Origin of the sequence: Streptomyces sp. NPDC006393, assembly GCF_040628575.1 — a bacterium.
Taxonomy (GTDB): domain Bacteria; phylum Actinomycetota; class Actinomycetes; order Streptomycetales; family Streptomycetaceae; genus Streptomyces.
Window position 1 is genome coordinate 1 of sequence record NZ_JBEXZD010000124.1, and the last position, 22,872, is coordinate 22,872.

General features: G+C 74.1%; 17 protein-coding genes. 14 read left to right on the plus strand and 3 right to left on the minus strand.

The features are described 5' to 3' along the window. The first annotated feature begins 421 nt into the window (after positions 1 to 421). From ABZ484_RS33250 to ABZ484_RS33300, 11 genes are all read left to right on the plus strand, one after another. Positions 422 to 1,057 carry a ScbR family autoregulator-binding transcription factor gene (locus ABZ484_RS33250; RefSeq protein WP_358869668.1) on the plus strand — a complete coding sequence of 212 codons (636 nt, stop codon included), beginning with the start codon at positions 422 to 424 and terminating at the stop codon, positions 1,055 to 1,057. 184 nt (positions 1,058 to 1,241) lie between these two features. Next, positions 1,242 to 2,075: an AfsR/SARP family transcriptional regulator gene (locus ABZ484_RS33255; RefSeq protein WP_358869669.1), complete on the plus strand. Its 834-nt coding sequence runs from the start codon at positions 1,242 to 1,244 to the stop codon at positions 2,073 to 2,075. Positions 2,076 to 2,168: 93 nt separating this feature from the next. Further along, positions 2,169 to 3,113: an SRPBCC family protein gene (locus ABZ484_RS33260; RefSeq protein ID WP_358869670.1), complete on the plus strand. Its 945-nt coding sequence runs from the start codon at positions 2,169 to 2,171 to the stop codon at positions 3,111 to 3,113. A 49-nt stretch (positions 3,114 to 3,162) separates the two neighbouring features. Next, positions 3,163 to 4,611 (plus strand): hypothetical protein, encoded by a 1,449-nt coding sequence (locus ABZ484_RS33265; RefSeq protein WP_358869671.1) that lies wholly within the window; start codon positions 3,163 to 3,165, stop codon positions 4,609 to 4,611. Then, entirely contained in the window at positions 4,608 to 5,498 is an 891-nt protein-coding gene (locus ABZ484_RS33270) for a 4'-phosphopantetheinyl transferase superfamily protein (RefSeq protein ID WP_358869672.1), read from the plus strand. The genes ABZ484_RS33265 and ABZ484_RS33270 overlap by 4 nt, the downstream gene beginning before the upstream one ends. A gap of 124 nt (positions 5,499 to 5,622) precedes the next feature. Beyond that, positions 5,623 to 7,716, plus strand: a complete 2,094-nt coding sequence (locus tag ABZ484_RS33275; RefSeq protein WP_358869673.1) for a condensation domain-containing protein — start codon at positions 5,623 to 5,625, stop codon at positions 7,714 to 7,716. A gap of 170 nt (positions 7,717 to 7,886) precedes the next feature. Then, positions 7,887 to 8,093 (plus strand): acyl-CoA carboxylase subunit epsilon, encoded by a 207-nt coding sequence (locus ABZ484_RS33280; RefSeq protein WP_358869674.1) that lies wholly within the window; start codon positions 7,887 to 7,889, stop codon positions 8,091 to 8,093. Between the two features lie 337 nt (positions 8,094 to 8,430). Next, complete coding sequence (locus ABZ484_RS33285; RefSeq protein WP_358869675.1) at positions 8,431 to 9,336, plus strand: AfsR/SARP family transcriptional regulator; 906 nt, start codon at positions 8,431 to 8,433, stop codon at positions 9,334 to 9,336. A gap of 39 nt (positions 9,337 to 9,375) precedes the next feature. Further along, on the plus strand, positions 9,376 to 10,161 hold the full coding sequence (locus ABZ484_RS33290; protein ID WP_358869676.1) for an acyl carrier protein: 786 nt from the start codon (positions 9,376 to 9,378) through the stop codon (positions 10,159 to 10,161). Positions 10,162 to 10,307: 146 nt separating this feature from the next. Then, on the plus strand, positions 10,308 to 11,180 hold the full coding sequence (locus ABZ484_RS33295) for a 4'-phosphopantetheinyl transferase superfamily protein (RefSeq protein ID WP_358869677.1): 873 nt from the start codon (positions 10,308 to 10,310) through the stop codon (positions 11,178 to 11,180). Between the two features lie 323 nt (positions 11,181 to 11,503). Then, positions 11,504 to 12,325, plus strand: coding sequence for an AfsR/SARP family transcriptional regulator (locus ABZ484_RS33300; RefSeq protein ID WP_358869678.1), 822 nt, complete (start codon positions 11,504 to 11,506; stop codon positions 12,323 to 12,325). An 85-nt stretch (positions 12,326 to 12,410) separates the two neighbouring features. On the opposite strand, the gene ABZ484_RS33305 is transcribed toward ABZ484_RS33300, so the two are convergent. Next, a complete protein-coding gene (locus ABZ484_RS33305) occupies positions 12,411 to 12,659 on the minus strand; it encodes an acyl carrier protein (protein ID WP_358869679.1) in 249 nt (82 codons plus the stop codon). A gap of 452 nt (positions 12,660 to 13,111) precedes the next feature. Here ABZ484_RS33305 and ABZ484_RS33310 point away from each other — a divergent pair, with 452 nt between their 5' ends. Further along, positions 13,112 to 13,459: a hypothetical protein gene (locus ABZ484_RS33310; RefSeq protein ID WP_358869680.1), complete on the plus strand. Its 348-nt coding sequence runs from the start codon at positions 13,112 to 13,114 to the stop codon at positions 13,457 to 13,459. Positions 13,460 to 14,355: 896 nt separating this feature from the next. Further along, entirely contained in the window at positions 14,356 to 15,591 is a 1,236-nt protein-coding gene (locus ABZ484_RS33315) for a helix-turn-helix domain-containing protein (RefSeq protein WP_358869681.1), read from the plus strand. 77 nt (positions 15,592 to 15,668) lie between these two features. On the opposite strand, the gene ABZ484_RS33320 is transcribed toward ABZ484_RS33315, so the two are convergent. Together ABZ484_RS33320 and ABZ484_RS33325 are read right to left on the minus strand one after the other, a co-directional pair. Next, positions 15,669 to 20,219 carry an AMP-binding protein gene (locus ABZ484_RS33320; protein WP_358869682.1) on the minus strand — a complete coding sequence of 1,517 codons (4,551 nt, stop codon included), beginning with the start codon at positions 20,217 to 20,219 and terminating at the stop codon, positions 15,669 to 15,671. Between the two features lie 255 nt (positions 20,220 to 20,474). After that, positions 20,475 to 20,870 carry a hypothetical protein gene (locus tag ABZ484_RS33325; RefSeq protein ID WP_358869683.1) on the minus strand — a complete coding sequence of 132 codons (396 nt, stop codon included), beginning with the start codon at positions 20,868 to 20,870 and terminating at the stop codon, positions 20,475 to 20,477. Between the two features lie 481 nt (positions 20,871 to 21,351). Between ABZ484_RS33325 and ABZ484_RS33330 the strand changes: the two genes are divergently transcribed. Continuing rightward, positions 21,352 to 22,548: an aminotransferase class V-fold PLP-dependent enzyme gene (locus ABZ484_RS33330; protein ID WP_358869684.1), complete on the plus strand. Its 1,197-nt coding sequence runs from the start codon at positions 21,352 to 21,354 to the stop codon at positions 22,546 to 22,548. Positions 22,549 to 22,872: the final 324 nt, after the last annotated feature.

A 22,872-nucleotide genomic window follows, 5' to 3' on the forward strand; every position in this document is an offset into this window, starting at 1 on the left:
CTCCGCGGCCCATGACGTCGCCGATGACGAGGGCGGTGCGTCCGCCGCCGAGGGTGATGCCCCGGGCCCGGGGCGGACGGAGTCCCGCCGCTTTGTGCCTCGTGATCGGCCGAAGAACGGCTTCAGCATGGACGGAGCGCCGCTGGGCGGGCCGAGAAACCGCATGCATGCTTCATCTACTCTGGCCGGACGTCACGGGAAGGGCTCCCGGCATGGGGCCCCGTACGTCAGCAAGGTTTCCCGTACGTCAGCGAGATTTCCCGTACGTCATCGCCGGGCGGCCGCACTCGACCAGGGGCAACCGCCGGGCAGTAAACGTACCAAGCGCGCGGTTTGATAACATTCCGCAGGTAGGCGCTCCGGAGCCGGGGAAGTGTAGGAAGCGACTCCGGTCTCCGCGCATGCCCAGGAGGAGGGTGCAATGGTCAAGCAGGTGAGGGCGGCACGGACGCGCCAGTCCCTGATCCGGGCGGCGGCCGAGGTGTTCGCCGCCGATGGATACGCCCTTGCCTCCCTTCCGGCGATCACCCGGCGGGCCGGGGTGAGCGCGGGTGCCCTGCACTTCCACTTCGCCAACAAGGACGCGCTGGCCACCGAGGTGGAGTCCGCGGCCACGCACTCCGCCGAGGAGCTGGCCGAGCGCTGCCGCGGCGCGGCCGGCACCTCGTTGCAGTCGCTCGTGCGCACGATGTCCGGCCTGGTCCTGGCCGTTGCCGACGACCCGGTGATCAGGGCCGGCTTCAAACTCAGCGGCGACCCCTCCCGCAAGAGCGAGGCGGCCGTGCTGGGCTGGTGGCGCGACTGCGTGCGCGACCTGGTGTTCCAGGCGCAGCGTGCGGGTGAACTGGCCGAGGGGGTGTCGCCGGACGGCGCGACGACCGCGATCGTGGCGGCCACCGTCGGCCTCGAGGTGATCGCCACGGCGGACGACGAGTGGCAGCCGGCCGAGCGCATGGAACAGTTCTGGTCCTTCGTCCTGCCGCGGCTGGCGGCGTTCCCCGAGCATGCGCTCGTCTCGGTGTCGGAGGAGATGCGGCCCCGGCGGCCCGTGCGGTGAACCGGCGTCAAAGGCCCGGTCGCGGCTCTGTGCCCCTGGGACGTACGCCGCCTCGAGCCGCTCTCGGACGGGAGTCGAGACCGGGCAGGACCATCGGCGCACCAATTGACATACCGCGCGCGCTGTTTTTTACTGGGGTGCCAGGGAAACGCTGCAGACGGCACCGGGGAACGGGGGAGACGGCGTGGACATCGATGTACTCGGCCCACTCGCCGTACGGCTCGACGGGGTGTCCGTCACGCCGACGGCACCCAAGCCGCGCCAGGTGCTCGCCCTGCTGGCGCTGCGGGCCGGCCAGGTCGTCCCGGTGGGCGTCCTGGCCGAGGAGCTGTGGGGGAGCAAGCCCCCACGCAGCGCCCGGGCCACCTTGCAGACCTACATCCTGCAACTGCGCGAACTCATCAGCGCCGCTCTGGAGAAGGGCACCGGGGACGGCACGGGGCAGCGCCGCCTGGCCAAGGACGTGCTGCTGACCGTCCCCGGCGGCTATCTGCTCAAGGGCGGCGACGGCACCAGCGACGTACGGGAGTTCGAACGGCTCGCCGGCACCGGGTACCGGGCCATGGACGCCGAGGACTACCCCCAGGCCGCCCGTCTGCTGCGCCAGGCGCTCGGGCTGTGGACCGGCCCCGCACTGGCCGACGTCCAGGCCGGACCGCAGCTGCGGACCGAGGTCAAGCGGCTGGAGGAGAGCCGGCTGTGCGCCCTGGACCAGCGCGTCGAGGCGGACCTGCGGCTCGGTCGGCACCGTGAACTGCTCGCCGAACTGACCGTGCTGATCAACCGTTACCCGACCCACGAGAGTCTGTGCGGTCAGTACATGCTCGCGCTGTACCGCTCCGGCCGGCGCGGCGAGGCGCTCGACGCCTACCAGCGGCTGCGCGCCACCCTGGTGCGCACCATGGGCCTCGAACCGTCCCCGGCGCTCGCCAAGCTCCAGCGCTCCATCCTGATGTCCGGTCCCGACACCCGCCCGGTCCGCCCCGTGACGAGCGTGTCCGTGGCCCCCGTGGGCTGACGGCACATCGCCTTGTGCCTCCTCCACCAGGAGTCGAGCACCGCTCAGCCCCGGCCGTGCAGCGTTGATCACACCTGGAGGAGGGGGTCGCGCATGTCGTCGCTGCGAGTGCACTCCGCCCAGCACACCGTCCCGGTCGCGGCGCCCGCCGGTGTCGTCTACGGTCTGCTCGCCGACGCCCCCCGCTGGCCGGTCCTGCTCGCTCCCTTCGTCCATGTCGAACGCGTCGACTTCGACGGCGCCCGGGAGAACCTGCGGCTGTGGCACCTGCGCCACGGCCAGGTGTGCGCCACGCTCGCCCACCGAACGCTGCGGCCGCGGGAGCGCCGGGTCGAGTTCGAACTGCACGACGTCCTCCTGCCCGGTGTGCCGACGTCCGGCTTCTGGGACGTGGAACCCGACGGCGCCGACCGGTGCCTGCTGACCCTGCGGCATGAGCGCCCGGCCGGGCCGTTCGAGACGCCCGAGGCGCTCGGGACCGATGTGCGCACCGAGCTGGTCGCGCTGCGCGAGGCCGCCGAGCGCTGGGACCGACTGGACGAGCTGCTGCTGTCCTTCGAGGACAGCGTGTACGTCTGCGGCTCCCCGGAGATCGTCTACGACTTCCTCTACCGCATCGAGGACTGGGTCGAACTGCTTCCCGACGTGGAGTGGGCCGAGGTCACCGAGGACCGGCCGGGTGTGCAGGCGACGGTCCTGCACACCTGTGACCCGGAGACGGGACGGACGCTGGTGTCGGAGGCCGTACGGCTGTGCTTCCCGGCCGCCGGGCGGATCGTCCACAAGGAGACCGTGCCGCCCGATCCCGCCGCCGCGCACTACGGGGAGTGGTACCTGGAGCCCGACGAGACCGGGGTACGGGTCGTCTCCGCCCATCAGGTCATGCTCCGGGAGAGCACGGTGGAGGCCGTCCTGGGCGGGGGAGCCCGTCCCGTGGACGCCCGCCGGTACGTGCGCGAGTGGCTGGGCCGGTCGAGCACGGAGGCCCTCAACCTGGCGCGGTGGCACGCCGAGAACGCCGTACGCCGACTGCGATGAGCCCGAGAACGACCGTACGGCGACCACCACGACGACGAGGAGATCGGCGATGGCCCTGACCCGGCCGGTCCGGCACGCCGGGCGGCCCCCGACGACCCGGCCCCTTCCCGGCTCCGTGGGTGAACCGGTCGGCGCCGCCCGGTACGCGGCGCGCCTCGAAGCGCAGCTCGGCGACCCCCGGAACCCCGGCAACCCCTACGGCCGGTCCGCCCTGTGGGCCGCGGGGCACGACAGGCTGCCCGCCCCGCCCGCCGGTCTGCCCGGTGCCGGGGAGGCATGGCCGGCCGTCGATCAACTCGCCCGCGCCCTGCGCCCGCTCTTCCGCCGGGACCTCGCCCTCGCCCATGCCTGGAGCATCCGTCCGCTGCTGGGCGCACCGGTGCCGCACCCGGCCGCCGCGCTGCTCGGGCCGGCGGCGCTGCTCGCGTCGGCCGGTGGCGTCCTGCGCGGTGTGGCCCGCATCGTGGACGGCCTCAGCAGGTGCGAACCCGGTGCCGGGCAGTGGCGGCCGGTCCTGGCCTCGGTCTTCGCGGACCTGCTGGCCTGCGAGTGCCTGACGGCGGCGGCCCTGCGGTTCTGCCCCGGCCCGGGGCCGGGCGCGACCGGGCAGGGCACGGATTCCGGGCAGGGCACGGACGGCGCCGGCACGGAAGGCCTGGGTACGACGGACAACGCCGGCGCGCACCAGCGGCCCGGGGAGTCGCTCGCCGCCGTCGTGGGATACCTCGTGCCCCAGCTGGTCGGTGAGCTGCTGGGTGATCTCGAACTGGTGCTGAACGAGTGCGGCTTCGACGGCGACACCCCCGAACGGCGCACGCTGGCCAAGATCCTCCGGGACCGGGCGTTCGCCAGGGTCGACTGGACGGCCGCCGGCGCCGCCCAGGCCCGCCTCGTGCGCGGGCTCGACGGAACGGGCGGCCACCGGCCGGACGACGATACGGGGCTTGCGGCGCTGTTCCGGATCACCGGGGCGGATTCCGCCGTGGCACCGGGCACCGACGCACCGGGGGCCTCGGTCACCGGCACACCGGGAGCCCCGGTCACCGACGCACCGAGGGCCCCGGTCACCGGCACACCGGACGTGGGCGGTGCCGCCGGACGGCCTGCCGGTGCCGACGAACCCGGCACCGCGGCCCTCGCCCGTGTCGGCCGCAGACTGGTCATCGAGCACCGGGCGCTGCGGGTCGCCTGCGCGGCCACCGCCGTGCACGACCCCGCCGACCCGGCGGCGCGTGCCCTGGCGGATCGTCGGGCCCTGCTGGTGCTGGCCGCCGCGGCGCTCGGCGTGCGGGAGCGGGAAAGGGAGGCCGGGGCGCGGCCGGCCTTCCTCGGCGAAGCCTGGTGGGCGCTGCTGGCGCTCGGACGCATCGCCCGGCGGCTCGGGCCGGCGCTGCCCGACGGCATGCCCGACCCGCAGCCGGCCGTGTGGGACGAACTGGCCCGGCGCGCGGCGAACGGTGTGGACTGCGACCTGTATGCGACGAGGCTGCTGTGGTGAGCGCAACCGGCGCGACGCACGGCCGCGCACCGTCGGTGCCGTTCCCCGCGCCGTGCCATGTTCCCGGGCCGGACGGGCCGTGGGAGGAGGTCCAGGAGCGGATCGAGCGGACCGGCCGGGCGGTGGTGCACACCACCTGGGGGCAGTGGCTGACACCGGCCCTGCTCGATCCCCGGCTGCGGGTGCTGCTCGGCCGCGACTGGCCCCGCTACCGGCAGCATCCGGCCCCGGCCGGCCGGCTGAGCCTCGCCGTCTCCCGGGTGGTGCTCAAGCACACGGCCGCCGCGGCCCTCCAGGTCCCCGCCGACCGGCTCGACCTCGCCTATCTGCCGGGCGGGCGGCCCGTGCTGCGCGGACTCGGCGGGGATCTGCGGGTGAGCCTCACCCACACCGACGAGCTGATCGCGGTCGGGGTCAGCCGTGCCGGGCCGGTCGGCGTGGACGCCGAGCCCGCCGGGCGCAGGATCTCCTTCGAGCGGCTGCGCGACCACGTGTGCACCCCCGAAGAGGCCGAACTGCTCACGGCCCTGCCCGAGGAGGAGCGCGCCGAACGGTTCCTGCGCCTGTGGACGCTGAAGGAGGCGTACACCAAGGCGCTCGGGCACGGCATGCGGCGCCGGTTCTCGGCGGTCGGCTTCGGATGGGACGCGGCGGGAACCGCACGGCTCGGCGGGGACACGGCCGGGGAGTGGGCCTTCGCCACCCATCTCGTCGAGGGGCGCTTCCTGGTGAGCGAGGCGCACCGGCAGGACGCCGCGCCGGCGGCGCCGGGCGGGACACGGGCCGCGTCACCCGCGGACCGACCGGTGGGGCCGCCCTCGCCGGATCCGCCGCACGACACCCGGGTCATCGGCTTTCCGGGGCGGCGGGGCCCCGCGCAGCGGTGAGCGCGCGCGTCGGGCGGGGCTGCCGGGCCGGGGCCGGACGCGCCGAGCAGAAACGATTGGAAAAGGAGGTCGGGGTGCCGGAGACGGCTGCTGCGGCAGACGTGTCCGGCACCCCGGGGAGCGGATGAGGAGTCATCACTCGCACGCGGGCGCGGTCCTCGCCGTGGTGCACCAGCCGCTCGGCACCCAGGCCTGGGCACCGCTCGTCTTCGAGCTGTGCGGACCCGCCCGCGCCGAGGCCGAGGCGGTCGCCGCCCGCGTCGCCGAGCGCCATCGGGCGTACGCCGTCGAACTGGACGAGGTGACGGGCGACGTGCCGAGCGACGTGTCGGACGGCGTACCGGGCGACGGACGCCCCGGCAGACATCTCCTGCGGCTCACCCCCTGCGGTCCGGCCGAGCCCGGCGGGCCGCTCACCGACGACCTGCTGGCCGACCTGCTGGCCGACCTGCTGGCGCCGCTCGCGGCTGGCACGATCGCCGTCACCGGGCACCAGCGGGAGCTGCTCGCGGCGGCGGTCGGCGCTCAGGGCGGCCCCGGCCGGTACGTGGAGCAGCTCTTCTGGGACTGGACGGGGCCGTTGGACCTCGGCCGGTTCATCAGCGCCTGGCAGTCCGTCGCCGAGCGGGAGGCGGTGCTGCGCGCGTCCTTCGACTGGACCGGCGCCGCCCGCATGGTGCTCCACGACCGCGCGGTCGTGGAGGTCGTACGCCATGTGCACGCCGACGTCGGCTGGAGCGAACTGCTCCGGCAGGACCGGGCCCGCGGCTTCGAGCTGTACCGGCCGGGCCTGCTGCGGGTGTCCCTGCTCGACGGGCCGCCGGACACCACCGGCGCCGGGCGGTCGCCTACCCGCCTGCTGGTGACGTACCACCGGGCCCTGCTCGACGAGCGCGGGGCGCGTCTGCTGGTGCGGCAGTTCTACCGCTCCTACCTCGCCGGCGGCGTGCTGCCCGGTGGGGACCGGCGGCCCGACATCCGGGATCACGCCCAGTGGCTGACCCGCCAGGACGAGGCCGCGGCCCGGGAGTTCTGGGCGGCGGCCGCACCGCCCGCCGGCGCCGCCGTCAGCCCGGGCCGCCCCGGCGGGACACCGCGGCACACCGAGGGGCCGGGCCGGATCCAGCGCCGCCTCAGGCCGCTCCAGACCGACCGGCTGCGCTCCTGGGCCGCGGGCCGCGGCGCGGGCGAGAGCAGCGCCCTGCACGTGGTCTGGGCCCTGTTGCTGTACAGGGCGGCCGGGATGGAGGGCGCGCTGCCGGTGGCCTTCGGCGTGCACCTGTCCGGACGGGACATGTCGCTGCGGGCCGCCGCCGACATCCCCGGACTGCTCGGCGACGCGCTGCCGATCAGCGTCACCGTGGACCCCGCCGCACCGCTGGCGGACCTGCTGCTGCGGGTGCGGGACGCGGCGCTCGACCTCGACCCCTACACCTGGGTCAGCGGCGACCGGGTCCGGGAGTGGAGCGGGCGCGCCCCCGGCTCCGAGCTGACCGGGACCACCGTCCGCTTCGACAGCCACCCCGAACTGCCGGAGAACCTGCGGGCCGAACTGGCGGCGCAGGGCATCCGGGTGGGCGTACCGCAGAGCGCCGGGGGCGACACCACCCTGCCCGTCACGCTCGTCGCGCACTACGACGCCGACGGCGCCCTCGTGCTGACCGCGCTGTACGACCGGGCCAGGTTCACCGACACCGACGCTTCCGGCACCCTCTCGCAGTGCCTGCACCTGCTGCGCAGTCTGCCCGAGCACCCGGACGAGGGGTTCACCGTCGGCGACGCCCTGCGGTTGCTGAGCACTTCCGAAGTGCCGCGCATGGCACCGCCCGAGCCGGGCGGCACCGGGCTCGCGCTGGCGGTGCTGCGGGCCGGGGACCCCGAGGCGGACGTGGTGTGCCTGGTCACCGTCCCCGGTGTCACGCCCGGTGCGTACGACACCCTCATGCGCGACCACGAGGGGCCGGAGCGCATCGTGTCGCTCAGCGTGGCGGGCCGGCAGGTGCCGTACGACGCCCTGTGGGAACTGCTCGGCCCGGGGCGGCGGGTGACCCTGTGCGGTGTCGGTCCGGCCGGCCGGGTCGCCCACGAGATCGCCCGTCGCACGGCCGAACGGACCGGAGAGGCCCCGGCCGTGGTCATGACCGGGGTGGGCGGTGCCGCGCAGAGCGCGGAGGCGTTGTCCCGGGCCCTGCGGGCGGTGCGGGCGCGCAGCACCTGATCGCCGGCACCTGATCGCCGGCACCTGGCCTGGCACCCGATCGCCGGCACCTGGCCTGGCGGCCCCTGGCCGGCGGCACCTGGCCGGTCGCGTCGCCGGAGCGCGCCTCCGGCGGGCCGAGAGTTCTTCTCGAGCGCCATGGCCGACGGTGGCCGCACAGAGGAGGCGGCATGGGTGACACGGACCGGAGGAGACCGGCTCTGCGCGTCGAGCGCGGTTCGGCGACCGAGGAGGAACTGGCGGCACTGACCGTCGTACTGCTGGCCCTGCGCGGCCGGCCGACGGACGAGGACGCGGACGCACGGCGGCGGCCGGTGGGCGGCCCGGGCTGGTGGCGGAGGCCGGTGGGTCACCAGGGACCGCGCGGCTGGCGGTGAGGGAGTGGCCATCTCTTCGGGTTGTGCACGGATGAACAAGACTTGACGGTCTGTTTGTTGGAGGAGTGACAGCGATCACGGTCTGTTCTGTAGGGAGAATTGGGCGAAGACTCCCCTTCTGCGGGGTACGTGCGAGCCTCGCGGCGACCGCGTGACCCCGCGTCAAGTTTGCGTGCTCGTTGGTAACTTGCAGGTGGCGGGGGACGTCTTCGAGGCCTGCTGTACTGCCGCTTGAAGGATGTTTGAAAACAGGACGAGCAGTCCGGTATTGACATACCGTTCGTGCTGTTTTTAAATCGTGGGGTGCCGGCAGCGCACGTGGACCAGGGGAGACGGCGTGGACATCGACGTACTAGGCGCACTGGACGTGAGGGAGAACGGGGTGTCCGTCGCCCCGACGGCGCCGAAGCCACGCCAGGTTCTGGCACTGCTGGCGCTGCACGCGGACCGGGTGGTGCCGGCCGCCTCGCTCATCGAGGAACTGTGGTCGGACCGGCCGCCGCGCAGCGCGCGCACCACCTTGCAGACCTATGTGCTGCAACTGCGCGAACTCATCGCGGCGGCGCTGGCTCACGGCACCGGGCAGCGATCCGACGGGCAGCGGTCCGACGGACAGCGGCTCGACGCCGCGTCGCCGGAGCGCCGTACCGCCAAGGAGGTGCTGCTCACCCTGCCGGGCGGATACCTGCTCTCCTCCGGCGGCGGCACCAGTGACGTCCAGGAGTTCGAGCGGCTGGCGGGACTGGGCTACCGGGCCATGGACGCCGGTGACTTCGCGGGTGCCTCCCGCACCCTTGCCGCAGCCCTGGACCTGTGGACGGGATCCGCCTTCGCGGACGTGCAGACCGGGGTCCAGCTCACCATGGAGGCCAAGCGCCTCGACGAGAGCCGGCTGTGCGCACTCGACCAGCGCATCGAGGCGGACCTGCGACTCGGCCGGCACCGCGAAGTGCTCGCCGAGCTCACGGTGCTGACGAGTCGTTATCCGGCTCATGAGAACCTGCACGCCCAGTTCATGATCGCCCTGCACCGCTCGGGGCGTCGCGGTGAGGCGCTCGACGCCTACCTGCAACTGCGCACCACCCTCGGGCGCGACCGAGGCCTGGAACCGTCACCGCGGCTGCGCCGGCTCCAGCACTCGATCCTGATGGCCGCGCCCGAGACCGCACCGGGCCCGACGGCGCCGGCCCGCGCTGCCCGAGCCGCGCACGCCGGACCCGGACCCCTGGCACCGACCCACTGACCCTCCGGCGCGAGGGGCCGATCCTTGGAGGCATCCCCCATGACCAGTGAGCCGACGGCACCTTCCGGCGCCCACGGAGACATCCTCGCCGAGCTCACGGCCGTGCTGGCCGGTGTCGTGGACGCCGACCCCGACCGAATCGACCCCGAACAGCCCTTCTCCGTCCTCGGCCTGGACTCCCTGCTCACCGTCGAGTTCGTCGACGCCGTCGCCGAACACTTCGGTGTCCGGATCGCCGGCGCGGCCCTCTACGAGCACCCCACGCCGGCCCTTCTCGCCCGCCGTCTGGCAGCCGTCCGCCATGGCACCGACGAGGTCCCCGTCACCCAGGACGTGGGTGCCTCGGCCGCGGTGCTGAAGGTGCTGCGCCGGCAGTTGGCGCAGATCCTGCACTGCGACCCCTGGGAGATCGACGGTGGTACCGCCTTCGCCGAGCTGGGCATCGACTCCATCCTGGCCGCGGACTTCGTCGCCGGCGTCAACCGGGCCTACGGCCTGAGCGAACGCCCCGTCACCGTCCACGAGCATCCCAGCCTCGCGGCCATGGCCTCCTACATCACCTCCCGCACCCGGGGCGCGGTGACCTGCGCGGCGCCGGACGCCGGCGGCGCACCGGCCGGGGCAGGAGCAGCAGAAGCAGCAGAAGCAGGAGGGGCGACGGGAGCCGGAGAGGGAGCGGAAGCGGGGCGGGAGCCGGCGACTGCCGCTGCCGTGACGCGCCCCCCGCTGTCCCGGGACGAGATGGTCGCGCTCCTCAACGCGGTGCGCGGCGACCGGATCGGCGTCGACGAGGCCGCCGCACTCCTGGCGGGCCGTTCCGCCTGAAGGAAGGCCCCGCCCGTGCACAGGAACGGGGGACCGCTCGTGACGCACCGGCGGCCTCCCGTCGGATCCGGCCCCTGCGGCACCCGACCGCGCGCCGTCGCGCCCTCCGCAGGAGGACGGCGAACCGAGACGGACGAGACGACATCATGACCATCCCCGCACCGGAGTCCCTCAGCGCCGGGCCCGCACCGCACCACGAGGCGGTGGCCCCGGTGAAGCTGTGGCTGTGCCCCAACGACGCCCTCCCGCCCGCCATCGCCGGGGTCCTGGCGTCGCACTGGCTGGACGAACGTGAACACAAGACCGCGGCCCGGTTCCTCTTCGAGCGCGACCGCCGGCAGTACCTCGTCGCCCACACCCTGGTCCGCCGGGCACTGGCGCTGGAGGCCGGCCTCGCCGAGGCCGAGCTGGTCATCTGGCGCTCCTCGCGCGGGCGGCCCTTCCTCCAGCCGATGCCCGGCGGCCTGCCGCGAGGCGGCGACCACCTCGACTTCAACCTCTCCCACGCGGGCGGCTACAGCCTGCTCGGAGTCGTCCGCAGGCAGCGCATCGGAGTCGACGTCGAGGGCCTGGAGCGGGAGCCGCGGGCCCTGGAGACCATCCTGACCACCTTCACCCCCGAGGAGCAGCGATGGGTGACCGGTGCGCCCCCGGGACGGCAGCGCGACCGCCGGGTGCTCAGGCTCTGGACCCTGAAGGAGGCGTACTCCAAGGCGCGTGGGCTGGGACTCGGGCTGCCCTTCGACGAGTTCTCCTTCTCCCTGGACGACGACCGGGGGGTGCTCGCCTTCCGGCCGCCCGCCGACGACCTGGCCGGGCGCTGGCGGTTCCTGGAACTGGAGCCGGTGCCCGACGTGCTGGCCGCGGTGGCCGTGCCCGCGGACGAACGCTCCGCCTCGTACCTGGAGCTGCACCACGGATTCCCCTGGGACCGGGCCGCACCGCACACCATCGCCCTGCCCGAGCCCGTGGGCGCACCGCGGTGCCAGGGTCCGTCCCGCGGATCGAGGCACAGCTGAGCGAGGGCGCCGGTCGACTCGGGTGAGCCCCGCGTCTGTGCCGTCATCCGCCGGACAGGCCCGGCCCGGTCCCCGTCCCCGCGGTCCGAAAGCCCCCTCGTGTTATGGAATCCGGAGCGAAATCGAGAGCTCATTTCCAGCGTTGACACATGTTTTCCGGAGTGCCGTGCGGGCTTCGCACAACCGCGAATTGGAGCACTGCTGGAGGACCGCTACAGGAAATCGCTTGAGGGGCATGGACACGGCTAGCGTGCGTAGTGGCGGAGATTTCCGGCCAGCAACAGGAACTGGACAAGGAACTCGACGAGGTGGGGAGGCCACCCATGAAGATTCAGGTTCTGGGTCCGTTGAGTGCCGAGGTCAACGGGGGATCGATCGTTCCGACGGCCGGCAAGCCGCGACAGATTCTGTCCCTGCTGGCGCTCTATCCGGGACGGGTCATGCCCGTCCCCACGCTCATGGAGGAACTCTGGGGGACCGAGCCTCCGGCGAGCGCGCTGACGACCCTTCAGACATACATACTCCAATTGCGCAGACGGCTCGGTACGGCCATGGGCCCGGGCGCGCCGACAGGAGCGAAGGACATTCTCGCCACGCGGCACGGCGGATACCTGCTCCAGATCGACAAGAGCTGCGTCGACGTGAACCGGTACGAGGAGCTGGTCCGGCAGGGCCAGGCCGCATTCGAGGCGGGCGACAACGAGGTGTCCGCGGCGCGTTTCGGCGAGGCACTCGACCTGTGGACCGGTGCGCCGCTGGTCGACGTGAAACTCGGGCCGGTCCTGGAGATCGAGGTGATGCGCTTGCAGGAGAGCCGGCTGGTCACCGTGGAGCGGCGCATCGACGCCGATCTGCGGCTCGGCCGCCACTCGGAGCTGATCGCCGAGCTGACCGAGCTGACCGCCCGCCATCCGCACCACGAGGGGCTGCACTCCCAGCTCATGCTGGCGATGTACCGGTCGGGCCGACAGGCCACCGCGCTGGAGGTCTACCGCAGACTGCGCATGCGGCTCATCGACAATCTGGGCGTGGAGCCCTCCCCGCAGTTGCAGCGCATGCACCAGGCCATGCTGGCCGTGGATCCGCTGCTGGACGTGCTGGCCGGGCCGCGCCACACCTCGACGTACGACCTGTTCGCGGCGTGACGTACGCCGCCGCGCCCGCGGACCGCCGAAGCCGGTGTCCGTCCGGGACGGCGGCTTCGGCGGTCCGCGGGCTTCCGTACGGGACTCAGGCGGCCGTCCGCAGCCGGGCCACCGTGTCCCACAGGACCGCCGGCGTGGCGAAGGTGTCCAGGGAGAGGGCCTCGTCCACGAAGCGGATGCCGTAGGCGCTCTCCAACGAGCCCAGCAGCTCCACCGCGCCCAGCGAGTCCAGGCCCGAGACCCTGAGGTCCGTGTCGGCCTCCAGCGGTTCGTCCGCGCCGAGGAACGGCAGGTATTCACGCAGGAGTTCCTCGAACTTCTTGTCCCAAGCCATCGCTGACCTCATCCTTTGCACGTCGTCGGTTCATGGGGAAGTCCGCCGAGGACCACGACGTCCGGGAATGGGCCGGCGCCCCGCCCCGATGAGGACACGAAGCCGCGCTCGTCCAGGAGGGCGCACAACGTCATGGTCGCCCCGCCGCGGTGGTCCACCCCTGACCCCGACCAGCCTGAGCGCACCCCCTAAAAAAGCGGTGGAGCCGTGCCGGAACACGGCGACCGCGGCCCGGCTCGGCCGCGGTGATCCCGCCCACGGCGACATGCGCCGGGAAACACGGCCGAAAGCAGTTCCGGAAACGGTGGGAACGGCGGTGGTTCCTGTCGCCTCTGACCCCGTCGGGATTCACTCGCCCTCCACCACCTCTCCAGCGCGGACGGTCATGGTGTCCGGGACAGCTCTACGGGATGACGGACCACGAGGAAGGGCCTCTCGTCATGATGCCCACGTTGACCGAGCCCCTCAGCGGGGCGCTGCACGAACTCCTCACCGCTCGCTGCCTGCGGGAGCGCAACAAGGAACTCGTTCTCGCACTGGTCGCGGCGGGCAACCGGGGCGAGGTCAACGAGCTCACCCGCCACTGGGCGGCCGACGCCGGCCCGGGCGGCCGGGCGCTGCCCGACGGGCTGGAGCTGACGGCCGAGAGCGTCCTCGCCGACGGTGACGTCGTCGTGCTGCGGGCGACCGCGCGCGCCGGACGGGGGACCTGGTCGCTGGTCTCCGAACTCCGCTTCGACGCCGCGGGCCGGGTCGCGCACTGCCACGACATGCTCGTGCCGGGTACGACGGCGAGCTGACCGGCCCCGAAGGGCAGCCGGTGCCCTCGCCTGCGAACGGGCACGGGCGGCACGGGCGGGCACGGGGCTCGGGCGGGCACGGGGCTCGGGATGCGCCCGGCCCTGGTCATGGCGGGCGGCGCCCACGACGTGCCGGGCGGGCCCGGAGCCTGGCGGGGGCCTCGCACAGGGCGAGCGCGTCGGCCGCCCGGCACCGAAGCACGCCGCGCCTGCGTCCATCGGGTGCCCTGTCCGGTCCCCTGTCTGGCCGGTCTCGCCTGTCCGATCCCCTGCCTGTCCGATCCCCTGCCTGGCCGGTCTTGCCTGCCCGTCCGGGCCGTCGTGTCCGGGCTTGCCTGTCCGGGCTTGCCTGTCCGGGCCGTCGTCTCAGGCCCGTCTTGTCGGGCCGTCGTCTCAGGCCCGTCTTGTCGGGCCCGTCTTGTCAGGCTCTGCCTGTCCTGTCCGGTCGTGTCCTGGCCGGCGCCGTCCTGCCCGGCACAGCGGTGGGCGAGATCATCTCTTGGGCCAGCCGATGTCGTCGTCGGACGACGTGCCGCGCATCGGTCCCGGTCGGCCGGCGTGGCCCTCACGGGCAGCGCGGCGGGCAGGAACCGAGTGCTTCATGAACGACTCCCCTGGACGCGAACGACAACAGCTCCCGTGATCGAGGAGGCCGGTGCGCAGGCACCGCCACTGGCGCTTGAGATGCTCCCCGAATCCGGTAAAGGACCGCTTGAGGAACGCAAGAGAGCTCCGTGAGGTTCGCACGAGGTCCAGGGCACGGCACCTGGCAAAACATTGCCCGGCACTTGCCCGGCCCCCTAGGCTCGTTGCGCATCGCGGTGGCCTCCGGGCCGGTGGCTCGCCCGTCCCGCCCCGCCGCCACCCCCCACCCGTCCGTCCCAGGGAATGGTCACATGCCGCATCAGCCCGCCTTCGGCCGTCGTCTCCGCAAACTGCGACAGGCCCGCGGGCTGTCCCAGACGGCGCTGGCCGGTGACGGCATGTCCACCGGGTACCTCTCCCGGCTGGAGTCCGGCGCACGCCAGCCCACCGAGCGGGCCGTCGCCTACCTCGCCGAACGGCTCGGTCTGGAGCCCGCGGACTTCGAGGAGCCCGCCGGCGGTTCGCTCGCCCACGCGCTGACGCTGGTCGCCTCCACCGGCTCCGACGCGGCGATGGAGACACTCCGCGAGGCCCTGGCGGCCGAGGGGCACGAGGCGCCGGTGCTGCGCTGGCAGGCGCTGTGGCAACTGGCCCGGCAGCGGCGGGTCCAGGGCGACCACGCCGGCGAGCGGGACGACCTGGAGGAGCTGGTACAGCTCGGTGACGCGGTCGGCCTGGTCGCGCTGCGGGTGCGCGGGCTGACCCGGCTCGCCCGCTGCCTGCGCTCGCTGGGTGAGATCACCGCCGCCCTCGACGCCGCGATGACGGCCCACCACCTCGCCCGCGAGGACGACCTGGAGGTGGAGGACCGGGCCGCGGTACTGCTGGCCCTGGTCTCCGTGGAGGCCGAGGCGGGCCGGATGCCGGACGCGCGGGCCCACGCCGACGAGCTGGTGGAGCTGGTCGCGGGCCGGTCCGACGCGTTGTGGGCGGAGGCGATGTGGACCGCCGCGGCGGTGCGCCTGCGGCAGGGTGACCAGGCCGCCGCGCAGGCCTACCTCGAGGAGGCGCTGGAGAAGTTCGGCAGCGATGAGGACCTCGTGCTGTGGCTGCGGCTGCGGCTCGCGGCCGGCCGGCTGCATCTCCAGAAGCTGCCGCCGGACCCCGAGGCCGCCGAGCGGTGCGTCACGGCCGCCGAATCAGCGCTCGCGTTCGTCGGCACCCCCGGGCTGCGCCAGGAACTGACCGCGCTCAAGGCCGACCTCGCCTTCCTCACCTCCCGGTACGACGACGCCCGCGTCCTGCTCGGCGAACTCGCCGAGGTGGAGCCCAGGATGACCTACCGGGACCGGGTACGGCTGGACATCCTGCGCCATCAGCTGCGCATCCGCTCCGGTGACGACAGCGGCGTGCAGGGGCTGCGGGCCCTCGCCGAGCAGGCGCAGGCCGACGCCAACATCGACCTGGCCGCGGAGATCTGGCGCATCCTCGCCGAGTCCCTGGCCGAGTCGGCCGTGGAGCGGGGCTCGGCAGCGTCCGGGGTGTGAGACGTGGTGGCCGGACCGTGCGGGTCGCCGGGTCGCCGACGGCCCGCGCGGTCCGGCCACCGGCCCAGGGGGTGTCTCTAGAAGAGGCCCCCGAGGTGGTCGTCGATGGGATCGTCGATGTGGTCGAGGCACAGCTCGTACAGGTCCTCGGCGTGGGTCTCGTACCAGCCCTCGGGGACGGTGGCCGTCGCGGGCCACAGGGCGCGGTGGCCGGCCTGGTCGGCCAGCACCACGAAGGTGGCCGACTCGTGGGCGAACGGGTCGTCGTACGCCGGGCCGTCCAGCACCCGCAGGTTGCCCTCCTCGTCCAGGCGGGCGGCGCGGCCGGTGCGCCACATGCGGGCGGTGGTGCCGTCCGGGCCGCCGAAGCCGCCGAACGGGTCGGGCAGGAACCGCTCCGCGCTCGCCCCGGGCGCCCCGGTGTAGCCCTGGGCCACACCGGCGCCCGCGATGTACAGGGATCCGGTCTCGCCCGGGCCCACCGGGCGCAGCAGCGGGTCGAGGAGGTAGGCGCGGTAGCCGGGAGCGGGCCGGGCCGGGGCGCCGGGCACCTGCTCGACGACGAGCCTGCCCTCGGCCCAGCCACCGCTCACGGTCAGCCCGGCGCCCTCGGTCCGGGCCAGCGACACCAGCGCGCTCAGCACGTCGTCGGCGCCGCCCAGCACCATCCGGGCACCCTGCCGGCGCAGCCAGCCCAGCACCTCGTGCGGCACGTCCTGGCCGAGCGAGCCGTCCGGGACATGTACGCGGGCGCCGCAGACCAGCGCGCTCAGCAACCCGATCGTGGCGTCTCCGTCCGGGTAGCCGCGCACCAGCCAGGCCGCGTCGGCCGGTGCGGCCAGCGTCGCCGCGGCGACGGCCTCGGCGCCCACCGCCACGGTGCCGTCCTCGCCGGGCAGCAGCAGGAGCGGATCGCCGGGGCGCAGCGGACGGGTCCGGTCGGTCTCCTCCACCGGCCAGTGCCCGGCGGGCGGCAGTCGGTCCGCTGCCTCCTCGCGGACCAGGCGGGCCGCGCCGGGCACGGCGGGCAGCAGCAGGTCCGCGGTCTCGTCGAGCAGCAGCACCGCGGGGCGCAGCGACTCGGCGAGGTCCAGCGACGGGTCGACCGGCAGCAGCGCGGCTCCCGTCTTCGCCACGGCGATCGCGGCCACCGCGAACCCGGCCGGTGAGGACAGCGCGGTGAGCACGCAGGTTCCGGGACCGGCCCGGTGCTCGATGAGGGCGTGTGCCAACAGGTCGGAGCGGGTGTCGAGTTCGACGTAGTCCAGGCCGGTCAGTGCGAGCGCCCCGGGGTTCCGGGCGACCTGCGCCGCGAACAGCGAGGCCACGTCCCGCGCCGGGGGCGGCACGTCCGCACCCGCCCACACCCCGCTCCCGGCGGCCGGTCCGGGCAGCAGCCGCAGCCGGCTGATCGCAGCGGCGGGCGCTTCGAGGGCCGACCGCAGTACGTGGGTGAGCTGACCGGTCAAAGACGCGGCGGCCGTCTCGCCGACCGTCTCGTGGCGGAAGGCGCAGGTGAGGGTGAGACCGGCCGGGGCGCCCGCGGGGCTCTGCCGTTCCGTCAGCGTCAGTCCCAGGTCCGCGGCCGGGAGCGGCGGCACGCAGTGCTCGGCCCGCACGGACAGCCCGGCCGCCTCGAACCGGCCCGCGCACTCCTGGAGCACGGTCAGCGCGATCCCGCCGGGCAGCGCCGCCAGCGGCGCCGCACCGTCCCGGTAGGCGGCCAGGTCCCGCTCGCGGACCCGGTGCAGCAGCTCGGTGAAGGCCGGGTCGCCGGAGGTGTCCACGGTCAGGGCCAGCACCCGTCCGTGCGGGCCGACGGCCTCGCGCAGCGAGGCGGTGTCCCGGGCCGGGACGGGGGCGGCCACGGTGACCCGGCCGGCCGCGCCGAGCCGGGTCAGCAGGGCGGCGAGCGCGGCGTGCACCACCATGAACAGGGTGGTGCCGTGTCCGGCGGCGAACCGGGTGAGCCGCGCGTGCAGTTCCGCGTCCAGCTCGGTCTCCAGGGTGCCGTAGGAGGCGTGGCCGGTCTGCGGCACGCTGCCCGGCAGCGGGGTGGGCGGCAGGTCGCCGAGGACCGCGCGGGGCGCCGCGTCCAGCCCGGCGGGGGAGCGGTGCGGGGCGTTCCCGGTGGCCCGCGCTCCGTAGGCGCGGGCGAGTTCGGAGGCCAGCGGCAGCTGGGACCACAGGTCGACCGAGTCGGCGGGCAGGGCCAGACGCAGCAGGTGGTCGTCGGCGGCCAGCGCGCGCAGCCCGGTGCCTGCCGAGCCGAGCCGGGAGTTGCGCAGCGACGGATGGCGGTGGCCGAGGTCCTCCAGGGCCGCGTCCAGGGCGCGGGTGTCCAGCGGGCCGCGCAGCCGCACCGAGAACTGCGAGCTGTCTTCGGCCGTGACGCCCGGCCCGGTCACGGTGGCGGGGGCGTCGCCGACGAGCGCGGCGAACGCGGCCGGGGTCGGCGCCTCGTGCAGCGCCCGGCTGCCCGGGTCGACGCCCAGCACCTCACGGACCCTGGACAGCAGCCGGCCGGCGGCCGGCGCGTGGCCGCCGATGCGGAAGAAGTCGGACTCGGCGTGCACCTCGTGCCGAGGCAGGCCCAGCGCCTCGGCGAACAGGTCACGGACGATCTCCTGGATCGGCGTGCCGGGCTGGGTGCCGGGCCGGGCGCCGGGGCGGCCGGCGGCGGTCGGGGTGTTGGCGCAGTTCGCGGGCTCGACGCGGGGTGCCGCGTACACGCCGGTCAGCGCGCCCGCAGGGACCTGCTCGGGGTCGAGGAGGACGATGTCGAGGAGGTCCGGGCTCTCGCCCCAGGTGGGCAGGGCCCGGTAGCCCAGGCGCTCGGCGGCCTCGCAGAGCACCTCCGGGTCGGGGGCGGGCGCGTCCTGCGGTGCCAGGTCGAGGCTCTCGCGGGGGTCGAAGAGGGACTGCATGGCCGTGTACTCGTCGTGCACCCGGCGGTTGGGCACCCCGCTCAGGCGCAGCACGGCGGGACGCGCCGCCGTCAGCCGGTGTACGGCCTCGGCGGCGCTGGAGATGTCCCGGCCCCAGCAGGCGATGGGCGCGGTGGCGAGGTCGGCGACCGGTTCGGCCGTGGACAGCACCGCCTCGTAGCGGTAGCGGGTGAGCTCGTTGTGGTGCAGGCCCCGCTTGACGCGGACGTCGACCGCGCGCACGGCGGGCAGGTCCCGGGCGAGTGCGGCGAACAGGGCGGGGGACAGCAGCAGTTCGGTCTCCGTGGCGACCTGCTGGTCGATGGTCCTCAGCAGCGACACCCGGTCGCCCTGGACGGCGCCCGGCCGGGCCAGCGCGGTGCCGGTGCGAAAGCAGCGGGCCAGGTCGAGGTTGCGCAGGTCGCCGAGGAGCAGCGAGCCGCCCGGGGCGAGCAGCGGCAGGGCCCGCTCGACGACGGTGCGCAGGTGGGCGAGGCTCGGGAAGGACCGGGCCACCGAGTTGACGACGATCGTGTCGAAGTGGCCGGCGGGCAGTCCGTCGGTGTCCTGGGCGCCCCGGCAGTCGAGCCGGACCTTGTCCTTCAGGACCGGGTCGGCCTCCACCCGCGCGGTGAGCGCGGCGACGGCGGCGGGAGAGCCGTCGGTGGCCCAGTACTCGTGGACCTCCTCGTCGCGGGCGAGGTGGGCCGTCAGCAGCCCCGTGCCCGCACCGATCTCCAGGACCCGGCGGCGCGGCAGCTCGCGGATCCGGTCGAGGGTGGCGCCCTGCCACTCCCGCATGTCCTCCAGCGGGATCGGCAGGGTGTCGTAGCTGCTGTTCCAGCCGGTGAAGTCGTCGGTGCTCCACGACGACGCCGCTGCCGCCGGGGCCGGGGTGGCCGGTACCACGGGTGCGGCCAGGCGCCGGCCGGTGGTCACGCCCGGCGCGGTCGTCAGGAAGACCACGGAGATGCCGTGGGCGCGGACCGTGTCCTGGAAGCGGCCCGGGTCGGTGACGGTGTCCCTGCCGAGGCCGACCAGCCGGGCCCCCGCGGTGAGCGTCGTCCACACCTCGGAGGTGACCGCCTCGAGGGCCGGGCCGGCGACCTGGGCCACCACGTCGGCGGGGGTCAGCCGCAGATGGCCGGTGGAGCGCACCAGGTCCAGCACCGCGCGCTGCGGTACGACGACGCCCCTGGGGGTGCCGGTGGTGCCGGGGGCGTAGCGGACGTGGACGGCGTCGTCCGGGCCGGCGGTGTGCTCAGGCAGGGCGTCGGGGCGCCGGGCGATCTCAGGGGCCTCGGTGTCCAGGGCGACGACCAGCGTGTCCAGGTCCGCGTAGTCCGCGGCGGCGGCGCCCTCGGCCAGCACCGCGGCGGCCGCGCTGTCGCGCACGATCAGCCGGCGCCGTCCGGCGGGGTCGGCGGGGTCGACCGGGACGGAGGCGGCGCCGGCCCGCACGATCCCCAGGAACGCGGTCACCATCTCCGGGCCCGGGGGCAGCAAGGTCACCACCCGGTCGCCGCGGCCGATGCCGCGGGCCCGCAGGTGGGCGGCGAGACGGTTGGCCGCGCGGCTGAGCTCCCGGTAGGTGAGGCGGATGCCACGGCCGTCGGCGTGCTGCGGGTAGTGGACCGCGATCGCGTGTGGACGCTCCTGGACCTGCTGCTCGATGAGGTCAGAGACCGACAAGGCCGACATCAGCACCCGCTCCTTACGACGCGCTTTCCGGCTTGGCAAAACATTGCCTGAATGGTGGCAACGTCGTCCTGAGGCGGTATCTCGCTACGGTCGAGCGGCAATGGAGTCGCAGGTGACGCGGGCGGAACGTTGCCGCTCGAGCGGTGAAGGGTTGCCAAGTGCGCTACGTGCGCACCCCTGGAGACGCCGAAGCCCCCGCTGCGGCACGGCGGCCGGCGGGGGCGTCACGGGTGGGCACTGATGCCCGGGCGGGCGTCAGACGGAGGCGACCATCGGCCAGCCGATGTCACCGGCGGGCTGGGCGGTGGCAACGGCGGCGGTGGGAGCGGTGGGCCAGCCGATGTCACCGACCGGCTGGGCGGTGGGGGCGGTGGGCCAGCCGATGTCACCGACCGGCTGGGCGGTGGGGGCGGTGGGCCAGCCGATGTCACCGACCGGCTGGGCGTTGGCAACGGCGGCGGTGGGAGCGGTGGGCCAGCCGATGTCGCCGGCGGGCTGGGCGGTGGGGGCGGTGGGCCAGCCGATGGAGTCCGCCACGGACACCGTCTTCGTCGTCGTGGGCCAGCCGATCGCGTCCGCGGCGGTGGCGGTGGAGAACACGGTGGCGGCGACGGCGGCGGTGACGGCGGCGATCCGGGCGATGCGGTTCATGGTGGGCTCCTCGGTGTCAATTCTGCATTCGTTGCTTGGCAACCTCTTGCCAAGAAGGTTGGCAAACAAATCTCGGGAATCACTCGGGAATTGGTTGAATTCCACTCAATATGGCCGCGAGACACGCCCCAAAGGCCCTGCACATTCAAGCGACTTGCCTAGATGCACCGCCTGTGAGCTGCACAGATTTCGAAACTTGGCAGAAGTTCAGGTGCTCCGGCAACGCTGGGCAATCCCTAGGAAACGGAGCCGGGCGAAGCCGAGTTCGGAGCCGGCAAGCCTCGCCGGGCCCCACGAAGCCTCGCCCACTCGAGCGGCGCCTGAGCTCACGTTGCCAACTCCTGAGCCACGATGGCAAGGTATTGCCAAATCGCAGGCAATAGATTGCCTCATCCATCTCAGGGACGGGGAGGCCCCGGAAGTGAACGCGATGTCCCACGGTGACCGAAGGGTCCATCTGAACTCGGCCGGTCTTGGCCGCATGCCCGCCGCCGTACGCGAGGTCCTCACCGAATGGACGCGCTTCGAGGACCGGTACGGGCCGTACGAGCTGGAGGAACGCCTCGACGACGTCCTGCACCGGGAGATCCACGAGCGACTGGCCGCCCTGCTCGGCGCGCCACCCGGTGACACCGTGCTGTGCACCGGGGCCGCCGACGCGTTCGCCGCCGTCCTGTCCCGGCTCCCGCTCGGCCCGCGCGACCGTGTCTGGACGACTCCCTACGAGTCGGCCGCCAACCTCAGCGCCGTCTTCGCCCTGCGCAACCGCACCGGCTGCCGGACAGAGGTCGTACCGCTGCGCCGCGACGGGGACCTCGACCTGGAGTGGATGGCGCAGCACATCGGCGGCGACGTCGCGCTCGTCTGCGTCCCGTACGTCCCCTCCTGCTGCGGCATCGTCAACTCCGTCGAGGACGTGGGACGCATCCTCGCCCCGTACCGGTGCCTGTACGCCGTCGACGCCTCGTACGCCGTGGGGCAGCTTCCTGTGGACGTCGCCCGCTTCGGGTGCCACCTGCTCACCGGGGACGGCTGGAGGTTTCTGCGCGGCCCGCAGTCGGTCGGATTCGCCTATGCGGCACCGCGGTTGCGCCAGGCCCTCGCCCCGCCCGGCGGTCTGCCGCTCGTGCCGCCGCACGGCGCCGCCGCCGCCGCGCTGAACGCGGCCCTGGCCCGGCACGCGGCGTCGCCCCCGCACCAGGACCTCGCTCCCGGCCTGCGTGCCGCCGTCGAGGAGACGTCCGGCACCGAGCTGATCGCCCCCGGGCGTGTCCAGTCCGGCATCGTCACCTTCCGGCACGAGGAGGTGCCGGCCGCGCTGGTGCGCCGCCGCCTCGCCGACCGCGGGATCGTCGTCTGGAAGACGGTCGCCCACGAGACGCCGCTGTACCTGCCCGGGCGCGGGGTCGTCACGGCCGTACGCGCTTCCGTCCACCACGACAACTCCGCCGAGGACATCGAGCTGTTCGCCGACGCCCTCAGGGACGCCGTGGCCGGGGCGCGCCCGCTGCCCGCGCACGCCCCGCGCCCGTCGTCCGCCGTACCGGCGCCGCCCGCCTCGCCGACCGGGCCGGCGACGGCCTCGGTCCCGAGCCCGCGGGTGGCCGGTCGGCGGCATCTGACGCTGGTGTCCGGCGATCCGGCGCCGGACACCGGCCGGCTCCAGCCCGGGGCGTGAGGGCCCCGAGCGGTCGCGCCGTGCCTCGCGGTCGGCCTCCGGCCGGCCGACCGGTCAGGGCCGCACGGCGGACGCGAGTGCTCCTCTAACGGCCGTCACTAGCCTCGGCCCAGGTGCGCGCACCGTTCGGTGCCGCCACGAGACCAGTCACGGACCGACAGGAGCCGACCTACGCATGTCTGTGGAAACGATCGGGCCGTCCGGGACGGGGACGGCAGCCGCGAAGGGTGTCCGGCGTCTGGACCGGGTGATCATCCGTTTCGCGGGTGACTCGGGTGATGGTATGCAGCTCACCGGTGACCGGTTCACCTCGGAGACGGCGTC

What these genes read in the sequence shown, in the direction of transcription:
- ABZ484_RS33290 (WP_358869676.1), top strand. Translation starts at nt 9,376, where the DNA reads ATGACCAGTGAGCCGACGGCACCTTCCGGCGCCCACGGAGACATCCTC.
- ABZ484_RS33275 (WP_358869673.1), top strand. Translation starts at nt 5,623, where the DNA reads ATGAGGAGTCATCACTCGCACGCGGGCGCGGTCCTCGCCGTGGTGCAC.
- ABZ484_RS33315 (WP_358869681.1), top strand. Translation starts at nt 14,356, where the DNA reads ATGCCGCATCAGCCCGCCTTCGGCCGTCGTCTCCGCAAACTGCGACAG.
- ABZ484_RS33280 (WP_358869674.1), top strand. Translation starts at nt 7,887, where the DNA reads ATGGGTGACACGGACCGGAGGAGACCGGCTCTGCGCGTCGAGCGCGGT.
- ABZ484_RS33265 (WP_358869671.1), top strand. Translation starts at nt 3,163, where the DNA reads ATGGCCCTGACCCGGCCGGTCCGGCACGCCGGGCGGCCCCCGACGACC.
- ABZ484_RS33305 (WP_358869679.1), bottom strand. Translation starts at nt 12,659, where the DNA reads ATGGCTTGGGACAAGAAGTTCGAGGAACTCCTGCGTGAATACCTGCCG.
- ABZ484_RS33325 (WP_358869683.1), bottom strand. Translation starts at nt 20,870, where the DNA reads ATGAACCGCATCGCCCGGATCGCCGCCGTCACCGCCGCCGTCGCCGCC.
- ABZ484_RS33320 (WP_358869682.1), bottom strand. Translation starts at nt 20,219, where the DNA reads ATGTCGGCCTTGTCGGTCTCTGACCTCATCGAGCAGCAGGTCCAGGAG.
- ABZ484_RS33250 (WP_358869668.1), top strand. Translation starts at nt 422, where the DNA reads ATGGTCAAGCAGGTGAGGGCGGCACGGACGCGCCAGTCCCTGATCCGG.
- ABZ484_RS33295 (WP_358869677.1), top strand. Translation starts at nt 10,308, where the DNA reads ATGACCATCCCCGCACCGGAGTCCCTCAGCGCCGGGCCCGCACCGCAC.
- ABZ484_RS33300 (WP_358869678.1), top strand. Translation starts at nt 11,504, where the DNA reads ATGAAGATTCAGGTTCTGGGTCCGTTGAGTGCCGAGGTCAACGGGGGA.
- ABZ484_RS33260 (WP_358869670.1), top strand. Translation starts at nt 2,169, where the DNA reads ATGTCGTCGCTGCGAGTGCACTCCGCCCAGCACACCGTCCCGGTCGCG.
- ABZ484_RS33330 (WP_358869684.1), top strand. Translation starts at nt 21,352, where the DNA reads ATGCCCGCCGCCGTACGCGAGGTCCTCACCGAATGGACGCGCTTCGAG.